The organism is Deinococcus sp., assembly GCF_018260555.1.
Taxonomy (GTDB): domain Bacteria; phylum Deinococcota; class Deinococci; order Deinococcales; family Deinococcaceae; genus Deinococcus.
Genome location: NZ_JAGLBB010000045.1, coordinates 18,650 through 27,889, shown reverse-complemented (window position 1 = coordinate 27,889; position 9,240 = coordinate 18,650). Strand labels below are relative to the sequence as shown.

Genomic DNA, 9,240 nt, shown 5'->3' with positions numbered 1-9,240 from the left:
TCCGCCGCGCCGAAGATCAGCGCGCAGAGCATCATCGTGAACCCCGCCCAGCCTGACCTGAATGTCAGCGTGCGGGTCAGCAAGGATGCCAGCGGCGCGCAGAACCCTGCCTACCGCATCGACGAGCCGATCAGCATCAGCGCGACCGTCAACCGCGACGCGTACGTGTACCTGTTCAACGTCAACCCTGACGGCAGCGTCGATCAGGTTCTCCCCAACCGCCTGAGCGGCGCGAACTTCGTGAAGGCGAACACGACGACCACCTTCCCGGCGCCCGACGCGAACTTCACGTACACCGTGGGCGGCCCCATCGGGCAGAACAAGGTCCTGGCCCTGGCGAGCCTGACGCCGCTGAACCTGGATCAGATCAGCTCGTTCAAGACCACCCAGGATCAGTTTGCGACCGTGAGCGCCCGGGGCCAGGACGGCCTGGCCCAGGCGCTGAGCATCGTGGTCACGCCGCTGCCTCAGAACAGCTGGGTGAGTGACACGGCCTTCTACACGGTGGCCGCGCAGAACCCGGTGAGCACTGGCAGCCTGTTCGTGGGCACGAACGTGTCGGGTGCGACCGTGACCTTGAACGGTCAGCGACTGGGCGGGGCGAACGTCACGTACAGCAACCTGCGGGCGGGGACGTACCCGGTCCGTGTTCAGGCGCCCGGGTACAGTGACTACGCCACGACCATCACCCTGCGGGCTGGCGCGACCACCAACCTGAACGTCGAGTTCGCCCAGGCCACTACGCCCGCTCCCATCGTCACCCCCGCCCCGGCCCCTGCCCCGGTCGGCACCGGTAACAACGTCCTGGACTTCATCGGCACGCTGCTGGGCGCCATCTCGAACACCCAGATGCAGGACCCCGCCCGCAGCGCCTATGACCGTAAGGTCAGCGACCTGCAGGACCAGGGCTACGCGCTCCAGCAGACCCGCCAGACCACCACGGGCTTCATGGGCACGCTCGCCAAGGGCGGCAGCACCGTCACCCTGACCGTGGACCGCAGCGCAAACCGCACCGTGCGTGTGAACGTCAGCGAGACCACCACCTACCGCTACTGATAACCGGGGTGGAATGACCTTGCGCGGTCACTCCACCCAGACGAACGGCGCCCCGAATCCTGTGAAGGTCGGGGCGCCGTAGTGCTGCGTCATACGGATTCCGATCGCTTCGGTGCAGTTCCGAATAAACCCGAGCGGATGCGAATGGGAACAGCATACGGATTGGTCGGTATGGAGCCGCAGTCCGTATCAGCCGGGCAGTTGCGTCTCTATGAAGGCCATCAGGCCCCGGATGTGCTCCCGGTCAAAACGGAAGTCCACGCCAGCAGCGCGGTACAGGTCGGGTACGCTGACGGTGCTGCCCAGGCGCAGGCTGGCCCTGTAGCGTGCGAGCGTCCCGGCCGGGTCCGCCTGCGCGGCGCGCCACACGCCGACGGCCGCGAGGTAACACATGGCGTACTCGATGTAGTAGAAGGGCACCTGGAACACGTGGTAGTACTGCCAGCCCTTGGCGCGCACGCGTTCGTCCAGGCCGTCCCAGTCGACGAAGGGATGGAAGGTCCGGTCGAGTTCCAGCCACTTGGCGTCCAGGTCAGCGGCCGTGACCGTCTCGGGCGCCCCGGCGTACAGCCAGTGCTGGAAGGCGTCCATCTGCGCCGCCCACGGCAGGAACGCCACGACGCCCTGCAACTGCTTCTCGCGGTAGCGGCCCAGTTCTTCTGGCGTGAACACGTGCCCCAGGTGGTCCAGGGTCAGGAATTCCATGGCCATGCTGGGAATCTCCACGAACTCGGTGGGACTCCAGCGGTTCCAGACCAGCGGTTGCGCGTCCCCGCTGTAAAAGCCGTGAAACGCATGCCCGACCTCGTGGAACAGCACGCGCACGTCCTCGGCGGTGCCGACCACGTTCATCAGCACGAACGGTTCGTTGCGGGTCGGGAAGTACGTGCAGTACGCGTGCGTCATCTTGCCGGGCCGGGATTCCAGGTCCAGTAGGCCGCCCTCTCGCATCTGCCGGAAGCGCGCGGCCAGGTCGGCGTCCAGCCCCCTGAAAGCCGCCTCGGCCAGCGTTTCCAGTTCCTCGCCGGTGCGGAAGGGCGTCAGGGCCGCGCGGCCCTGCGGGTCGAGCAGGTCGTTGCGGTTGTAGTCCCAGGGGCGCACGCTCTCCAGGCCCAGCCGGGCGGCGACGCCCTGCACGATTTTCGCGGCCAGCGGCACGACCTCCTCCCGCACGGCGTCGTGGAAGGCGGCGCAGTCGGCGGGCGTGTAATCCACACGGTCCAGCGCCCGCCACTGGTAGTCACGGAAGGTGGGCAGGTCGGCGTTGCGGGCCAGTTGCCAGCGCGTGCCGATCAGGTCCAGCATCACAGCGTCGAGTTCGTCGGCCACGCCCATGTTGCTCTCGCTCAGGGCGCGCCACGCCGCCTCGCGCGCCGCGCGGTCCGGGCTGTCCAGGCGCTGCTTGGCCTGCGGGATGGTCAGCGTCTGGCCGTCCAGCGTGACCTTCTGGTTGCCGGTAGCGACCGAATGGCGGTTCTTCTGCGCCTCGTGCGTGACGTTCAGGGTCACGTTCGCCTCGCGGTACAGGGCCGCCGCGTCCCGCATGCGCCGGAAGTTCAGCGCGAAGTCCGGTGGGGGCACGAAGTCCGGCACGGCCAGCAGTTTCTCCTTCAGCGCCTGATCGGCCCGCTCGGCCTCGGGCAGGACGGTTGCCACGAACGTCTGGTAGCGCCCCTGAATGTCCGGCTGGTCGGTGTGCAGGTCCGCGTGCGTGGACAGTTTGGCGGCCACGTCCATCAGGTCGCTGGTCACGGCGTTCCAGCCTTGCAGCCAGCCGGGCACGTCCGGCGCGCTCAGGGGCGCGTCCAGTAGCGCCTGAAAACGGCCCTGGAAGGTCTCCCAGCGCGAGTGCGGTTCAGGGACAGCCAGTTTGGCCTCCACGGCCTTGAGCTTGGATTGTTCGGAGGTCATCCCGCTGAGTGTACGCCGCGCCCCTTTACCCCTGGGTGCCCTACCCCTGGGTGCGGGCCGGTTTGCCTGGACGGGGCGAGGCGCGCCCACCGTCCGGCAGCGCCTTGATTTCCGCCTCGGTCAGGCGGCGCAGTTCAGTGGAGGGCACGTTCGTCAGGAGGCCCTGGTCGGTGAACACGTCCACCGTGCCGCTCAGCGGGTGCAGTTTTGTGACCTTACCGCACGCGCCGCTGCCCTCATGGCACACGCGGGCGTTCTTGCGCGGCAGGTCGCGTAGCAGGTCCAGGTACTGCGTGTGCTCGAACTGCAGGCAGCACAGCAGCCGCCCGCACGGCCCCGAGAGTTTCTCCGGGTTCAGCGGAAGCTGCTGGTCGCGCGCCATGCGGATACTGACCGGCGCGAATTCCTGCAGGTGATTGGACGAGCAGTTCTCGCGCCCGCAGGCGCCGAGCGTGCCGATCATCTGCGCCTGCTCGCGCGGCCCGACCGCCGCGAAGTTCACGCGCGCCCGCGTCTGGGACCTCACCTCTCCGATCAGACCGGTCAGCTCGATGCGTTCCTCGGCGCTGTAACTGACGGTCACGAGACTCTCGTCCAGCGTGAACTCGACGGCCACGATCTTTACCGGCAGGTTCTTCTGCCGCGCCCGGGCACGCAGCAGCCACTTGAGGTCCTCACCGGACGCGTGCAGGGCCTCCCAGCGGGCCAGTTCCTCGGGCGTGGCGGCGTGCAGCACCGCGCCGTAGCGCTCCTGCGGTTGGGGCTGGCCGGGTTCGCCGCGCACCGTCGCGATTTCCGGGCCGCGTTTTCCCTGCACCACGACCCGCGTTCCGGCCGCATGAGGCTCCTCACTGAGCATCGGGTGGAGGCGGGGACTGCGCTCGAAGCGGACCGGCAGGACGACCATTGCGCGCAGGATGTCACGCCGCGCCCCGCAGCGTCGAGACCCCGTGCACAAACCCCCCCCTCGCCCGTCCGTTCAGTGCAGCTCGGCCATCACCTCGATCTCCACGCGCACGTCGCGGGGCAACCGCGCGACCTGCACGGTGCTGCGCGCCGGGTAGGGAGCGCGGAAGTGCGCCTCGTACACGGCGTTCATGGCGGCAAACTCGTTCATGTCGGCTAGGAACACCGTGGTTTTCACCACGCGGTCCAGGTCGGTGCCGGCAGCGGCCAGCACGGCCCTGAGGTTCGCCATGACCTGCTCGGTCTGCTCGGTCACGCCCCCGGTCACGAGGTCCCCGGCGGGCGTCAGGGGAATCTGGCCGCTGGTGATGACCAGGTTCCCGAACGTGACGGCCTGGCTGTACGGGCCGATGGCGGCCGGGGCCGCTGGCGTCTGAATGATCTCTTTCATGTCTCCGAGCATACCGGCTGCCGTTTGCTGCCGTGTCCGGAGCCGCTGGGGGAGCAGTCAGGGGCGGGTGCTGCTGAGGGACTGATCGGTGGGCGTGGCCGGCAGATTCAGGGCGGCGCTGGGACGCTTCAGGATGTGACTGGCGCGGTGCGTGGCCTGCGCCCGCTGCCATACCAGCAGGCCCACCAGCGCGGCCGTGCCGAGCAGGCCGATCAGCCCCCGCTGCTCCGGGATCAGCATGATGCCCAGCAGCGTGAAGTACGCGATCATCAGCAAGGCGTAGGTCGGCAGGCTGTTGCCGCGCTGCGCGCTGAGCAGCACGTCCACGTACACCGGGCCGTCCTCGCGGCGCACCGGCAGCGGGTAGGTGGGCAGGCGTGCCCCGCGCTGCACGTCGATGATCAGCGCCGTGATGTTGTCCGGGCCGCCCCCGTCATTCGCGGCGTTCACCAGCACACGCGCCGCCTCCTCTGGGTCCAGCGGACGTGAGAGCAGCAGCAGCAGTTCCTGATCAGTCACGACGCTGCTCAGGCCGTCACTGCACAGCAGCAGCCGGTCCCCGCTGCGCAGCGGCAGGCCGAACATCTCCAGCCGCACGCGTTCCTCACCGCCCAGGGCGTTGCTGACCACGCTGCGCCACTGGTGGTCGCGGGCCTCGGTGTCGCTCATGTGGCCCAGCCGGACCTGCTCGGCCACCCAGGAGTGATCCTCGGTCAGGCGGTGCAGTTCTTCGCCGCGCAGCAGGTACGCCCGCGAGTCCCCCACATGCGCGATCAAGGCCGCGCCCCGGTCGATCAGCGCGGCCAGCAGCGTGGTCCCCATCCCGACGTACTCGCCGACCGCGTGGCGCAGGACGGCCAGGTTCGCGGACTGCACCGCCTCGGCCAGCCGCGCGGGAGCCGCGCCGCGCCCATCGAGGTACTGCTGACTCAGGGCGTCGAGCGCGAGGTTGGCCGCCAGCTCGCCCGCCGCGTGGCCACCCATGCCGTCCGCCACGGCGTACAGGCCACCATGCGGCAGGTCCAGCGCCAGGGCAGCGTCCTGATTGACGCCACCCTGGCGCTGACGGCCCACATCCGTGAGCAGACCAGACATCAGAGAGGGCGTCGCAGAGGCGCGCATGAGCCCAATATAAGCCACCCGGTCAGTTTGACCTACCTGAAACTGAACACCGGACTAACCTGTACCCGGCGCAGACGCCCTGTCAGGTACGCTGCGGCAGGCGTCCCGCCGAGTACAGGTCCGCGAAAATCCTCACCACCACGGGATCGAACAGTTTCCCCGTGTGTTCGCTCAGGTAGGCCAGGGCCTCGGCAGCGGGCCAGCCCTCCTGGTACGGCCGGGCAGTGACCAGCGCGTCGAAGGTATCGACCACCCGCGCGATCCGGCCCCCCAGCGGAATGGCCTCGCCTGTCAATCCGGCCGGGTACCTGCTGCCATCCCAGCACCCGTGGTGCGTCAGGGCGATCTGCGCCGCCAGTTGCAGCAGTGGCCCGCCGTCCACCGCGCCCGGCTGGGTCAGCAGCCGCGCGCCCAGCCGGGTGTGCTCGGCCATGTGCGCCCACTCTTCGGGCAGCAGCGGACCGCGCTTGAGCAGAATCGAATCCGGAATGCCGATCTTGCCCACGTCATGCAGCCGCGCCGCCAGCCCCAGCTGCGCCGCCTCGGCAGGAGCGCTGCCCAGCGCCAGCGCCAATTCCCGCATGGCGTTCAGGCCCACGCGCGACGGCGTGACACGCGTCCGCTCGCGCTCCTGTAGGTCGCGGCGACGTGAACCGGGCGCATGAAATGGACTCCGATTGAATGGTGTACAACTCCCGTTCAATCCGGGCGGCTGCGAGAGGGCGCACAGCGGTTTCCGGGCGCGGCGTGGGCAAGGTATGGTCACCGGTCGTCAACGAACCACACGCGCGGCGTCATACGGACTGCGCTCCATACGGCCCAGGGGCGTCTGTCGGTCCTGCCCGCACAGGCTCGGACTCCACCGCAACGGCACCGAATCAACCGCAGTCCGTATCAGTTGACGGACGGGCCACGGATCTGCTCGCGCAGCCACAGCATCAGGGCCTCGGCGCTGGCCGGATTGGTCGCCAGTGAAATGTCGTGCACGTCGCACAGGCGCACGAGTGCAGACACGTCCGGTTCGTGCGGCTGCGCGGTCAATGGGTCGCGGAAGAAGAACACCGCCAGCACGCGCTCCTCGGCCACCCGCGCTCCGATCTGCTGGTCGCCGCCCAGCGGTCCGGACAGCACCCGCTCGACCGCCAGGCCCGTCTGCTTGGCCAGGATGCCGCCGGTCGTGCCGGTCGCCACCAGGTGAAAGTGCCGCAGGGTTTCCCGGTGACTCAGCGCGAATAGGGCCAGCTCCAGCTTTTTCTTGTCGTGCGCGATCAGCGCCACCTGCCGACGGGTGTCAGGCTGTGTGTGCGCGGCGGAATCTGCTGCAGTCATGCCCGACATTCTTTCATGCGCGGCCTGTCACACTTGGCCTCTCACGCCTGGCCCGTCACGCGCGGCGCGCTTCCCCGCCTGCCCGGCGTCCTGAATGCGCAGGCGGCGCAACCGGGCCCCAGCGCCACGCCCCACACGCCCTGACACGGCGTCCCGACCACCACGAATTCCGGCAGACACCCCGTCCGTCCGCCCCGTTCCCACTTGCATCCGCTCGGATGGAACGGGTAAGGACGTACGTTGAAGCGGGAGTGGAGAGGTTCCGGCGCTTTCCCGGAATCTCGCACTGTCAGCTTCAACGTTCCTGGCGCCGTAGGCCGTGCACTGCGCTCAGGGCAGTTCGACCTCGAAGTCCTTCACGTCGCTCAGGTAGTCGGCCATCCACGCTTTCAGGGTCGCCCTGGTGTACCCGCCCGCGATCGGCATGGTGGAATCCAGGTAGTACGCGCCCTCGTACACGTACGCCTGCGTGTAGTAGTTGCCGTTCCAGTCGTTCGTCAGTTCGGTATCCAGGTCGTCCTCGCTGTCGCTGTAATCCCAGAAGGTGCTGGCCGTCACGCGGCTGCACTTGCCGGCCGTGCAGTCGCTGAGCCACACGCTGATCTCGTACTTGCCGGCCTTGACGGTCATGCTGGGGTCGCTGTCCGCGCTGACCGGGTCCATGGTGACGCGGTACCCGGCGGCCTTCAGGGCGGCCAGTAGCGCGGCGGGGGTCGCGGCGACCACCTGCCCACCGGTCACAGGAGCGCCCGCCCCGCCTGCCAGGGCCGGGGTGGACAGGGTGAGGACGAGCAGCGCAGCAGACACCAGATTTTTGTTCATGCTTCACAGTACGACGCCAGCCCAGGGAACGTGCGCTGACCTGCACCGGGTGTCATGTTCCATGTCCCGCCCAGCAGAAGTAAGCAGCACCCCCCACCCAGTCCTCACTCAACTCACGGCGCGGCGGTGACATCGTGAGGATCATGACCGAAGAGCGTTCCCAGCCCGCCGCCCCCACCCCCACCCGCCGCAAACGCACCTTCGGCGTGTACATCGGCCGCTTCGAACCCCCCCACACCGCCCACCTGCACGTCATGCTCGAGGCCCTGCACAGCGTCCAGAAACTCGTCATCGTCATCGGCAGCGCCCGCGCCGCCCGCAACACCAAGAACCCCTTCACCGCCGACGAACGCGAGGACCTCATCACCGCCATGCTTCAGGAAGCCGGCGTTCCCCGCACCCGCCTGCTGTTCGTCCACGTGCGCGACTACTACTACAACGAAACCCTCTGGCTCAGCGAAGTCCAGGCCGGTGTGCACGCCCACACGCGCGGCAGCACCGACGTCGCCCTCATCGGCCACATCAAGGACGAAAGCAGCTACTACCTCCGCTCCTTCCCTGCCTGGGAATTCATCCCCACGCATGTCGTGAGCGACCTCAGCGCCACCGACGTTCGCCGCGCCTACTTCGAAGGCCGCCACGGCGACGCCGCCCGGATGGTCCCACCCGCCGTGAATGCCTTCCTGGACACCTTCCGGCACGGCCCCGACTACGCCGAACTGAAAGCCGAATACGACCACCTGCGCGCCTACCGCGCCGCCTGGAAAGACGCGCCCCACCCGCCCATCTTCGTGACCACCGACGCCGTCATCACCCGCAGCGGCCACGTCCTGATCGTCCGCCGCGCCGGACTGCCCGGCCGGGGCCGACTCGCCATGCCCGGCGGGTTCCTCGAACAGCACGAAACCCTCCTGGCCTGCGCCATCCGCGAAACGCACGAGGAAACCGGCCTGAACCCCAGTATCGACCTCGCCGCCGCCCTGCGCTCACAGGCCGTCTTCGACTACCCCGACCGCAGCCTGCGCGGCCGCACCGTCACGCACGCCTACCACTTCGACCTCGGCATCGGGCAGCTCCCACGCCTCAGCGGCGGCAGCGACGCCAGCGAAGCCCTCTGGATGCCCATCAGCGACGTCCTCGCCCGCCCCGAACTGTTCTTCGAGGACCACCACGCCATCATCGAACACTTCGTCATGCGCGGGTAAGGTGTCGCCATGAATCTGTGCCCTGCCCGTTGTTAGGTCGGTGACTTCGATGAGCTTGAGGTCTTCATGGTCATGTTCGACGAGGGACCAGACCGGGAAGACAGCAGCGTCGCCTTCCAGATCAGCCTGTTCGACGATGGCCAGGACGGGGAGCTGGGTATGGACACCTACTGTCTCGTGCTGGGAGGCGGAGCCTGCACCTACGGGGGGATTCTGACCGTGTCTCTGAACGAGCAGGTGCTGACATTCACGCTTTCGCAGGACGCTCAACAGCGGCTGGGGATTACCGGGATCACCGTTGACGTGACGGCTGTGATGGATCAGTGGAAGGATATTCAGAGTGGATTGATACGCGTCCTCTCGCAGCTGGGTGAGACGCCCGACATCCGCCTCGGCTGAACTATCTCTGCCTCCCATACCCGGCCCGACCGTGACGCA

9 protein-coding genes and 1 pseudogene are annotated in these 9,240 nt (G+C 68.0%); 3 read left to right on the top strand and 7 right to left on the bottom strand.

Going from position 1 to position 9,240, the window contains the following annotated elements; genetic code table 11:
* Nucleotides 1–1,056, top strand: a 1,056-nt coding sequence (locus QZ271_RS09860) for a DUF4384 domain-containing protein (protein ID WP_291430982.1), incomplete at its 5' end; no start/stop codon positions are given.
* A 189-nt stretch (nt 1,057–1,245) separates the two neighbouring features.
* Here QZ271_RS09860 and QZ271_RS09855 read toward each other — a convergent pair.
* From QZ271_RS09855 to QZ271_RS09825, 7 genes are all read right to left on the bottom strand, one after another.
* Nucleotides 1,246–2,967 (bottom strand): M3 family oligoendopeptidase, encoded by a 1,722-nt coding sequence (locus tag QZ271_RS09855; protein WP_291430980.1) that lies wholly within the window; start codon nt 2,965–2,967, stop codon nt 1,246–1,248.
* 40 nt (nt 2,968–3,007) lie between these two features.
* A complete protein-coding gene (locus QZ271_RS09850) occupies nt 3,008–3,874 on the bottom strand; it encodes a stage 0 sporulation family protein (RefSeq protein ID WP_291430978.1) in 867 nt (288 codons plus the stop codon).
* A gap of 72 nt (nt 3,875–3,946) precedes the next feature.
* A complete protein-coding gene (locus QZ271_RS09845) occupies nt 3,947–4,324 on the bottom strand; it encodes a RidA family protein (protein ID WP_291430976.1) in 378 nt (125 codons plus the stop codon).
* A gap of 57 nt (nt 4,325–4,381) precedes the next feature.
* Nucleotides 4,382–5,446, bottom strand: coding sequence for a protein phosphatase 2C domain-containing protein (locus QZ271_RS09840; RefSeq protein WP_291430974.1), 1,065 nt, complete (start codon nt 5,444–5,446; stop codon nt 4,382–4,384).
* An 82-nt stretch (nt 5,447–5,528) separates the two neighbouring features.
* Complete coding sequence (locus QZ271_RS09835) at nt 5,529–6,044, bottom strand: HD domain-containing phosphohydrolase (RefSeq protein ID WP_291430972.1); 516 nt, start codon at nt 6,042–6,044, stop codon at nt 5,529–5,531.
* Between the two features lie 296 nt (nt 6,045–6,340).
* Nucleotides 6,341–6,775 (bottom strand): methylglyoxal synthase, encoded by a 435-nt coding sequence (locus QZ271_RS09830; RefSeq protein ID WP_291430970.1) that lies wholly within the window; start codon nt 6,773–6,775, stop codon nt 6,341–6,343.
* A gap of 330 nt (nt 6,776–7,105) precedes the next feature.
* Nucleotides 7,106–7,597, bottom strand: a complete 492-nt coding sequence (locus QZ271_RS09825; RefSeq protein ID WP_291430968.1) for a YbjN domain-containing protein — start codon at nt 7,595–7,597, stop codon at nt 7,106–7,108.
* 143 nt (nt 7,598–7,740) lie between these two features.
* Here QZ271_RS09825 and QZ271_RS09820 point away from each other — a divergent pair, with 143 nt between their 5' ends.
* Together QZ271_RS09820 and QZ271_RS09815 are read left to right on the top strand one after the other, a co-directional pair.
* Complete coding sequence (locus QZ271_RS09820) at nt 7,741–8,802, top strand: bifunctional nicotinamide-nucleotide adenylyltransferase/Nudix hydroxylase (RefSeq protein WP_291430966.1); 1,062 nt, start codon at nt 7,741–7,743, stop codon at nt 8,800–8,802.
* A gap of 63 nt (nt 8,803–8,865) precedes the next feature.
* Nucleotides 8,866–9,201, top strand: a pseudogene (locus tag QZ271_RS09815) (Imm10 family immunity protein); the annotation flags it as partial.
* Between the last annotated feature and the right edge of the window lie 39 nt (nt 9,202–9,240).

Excerpts from the sequence above, each read along its gene's own strand:
- QZ271_RS09855 (WP_291430980.1), bottom strand. The coding sequence starts at position 2,967 with ATGACCTCCGAACAATCCAAGCTCAAGGCCGTGGAGGCCAAACTGGCT.
- QZ271_RS09850 (WP_291430978.1), bottom strand. The coding sequence starts at position 3,874 with ATGGTCGTCCTGCCGGTCCGCTTCGAGCGCAGTCCCCGCCTCCACCCG.
- QZ271_RS09845 (WP_291430976.1), bottom strand. The coding sequence starts at position 4,324 with ATGAAAGAGATCATTCAGACGCCAGCGGCCCCGGCCGCCATCGGCCCG.
- QZ271_RS09840 (WP_291430974.1), bottom strand. The coding sequence starts at position 5,446 with ATGCGCGCCTCTGCGACGCCCTCTCTGATGTCTGGTCTGCTCACGGAT.
- QZ271_RS09830 (WP_291430970.1), bottom strand. The coding sequence starts at position 6,775 with ATGACTGCAGCAGATTCCGCCGCGCACACACAGCCTGACACCCGTCGG.
- QZ271_RS09825 (WP_291430968.1), bottom strand. The coding sequence starts at position 7,597 with ATGAACAAAAATCTGGTGTCTGCTGCGCTGCTCGTCCTCACCCTGTCC.
- QZ271_RS09820 (WP_291430966.1), top strand. The coding sequence starts at position 7,741 with ATGACCGAAGAGCGTTCCCAGCCCGCCGCCCCCACCCCCACCCGCCGC.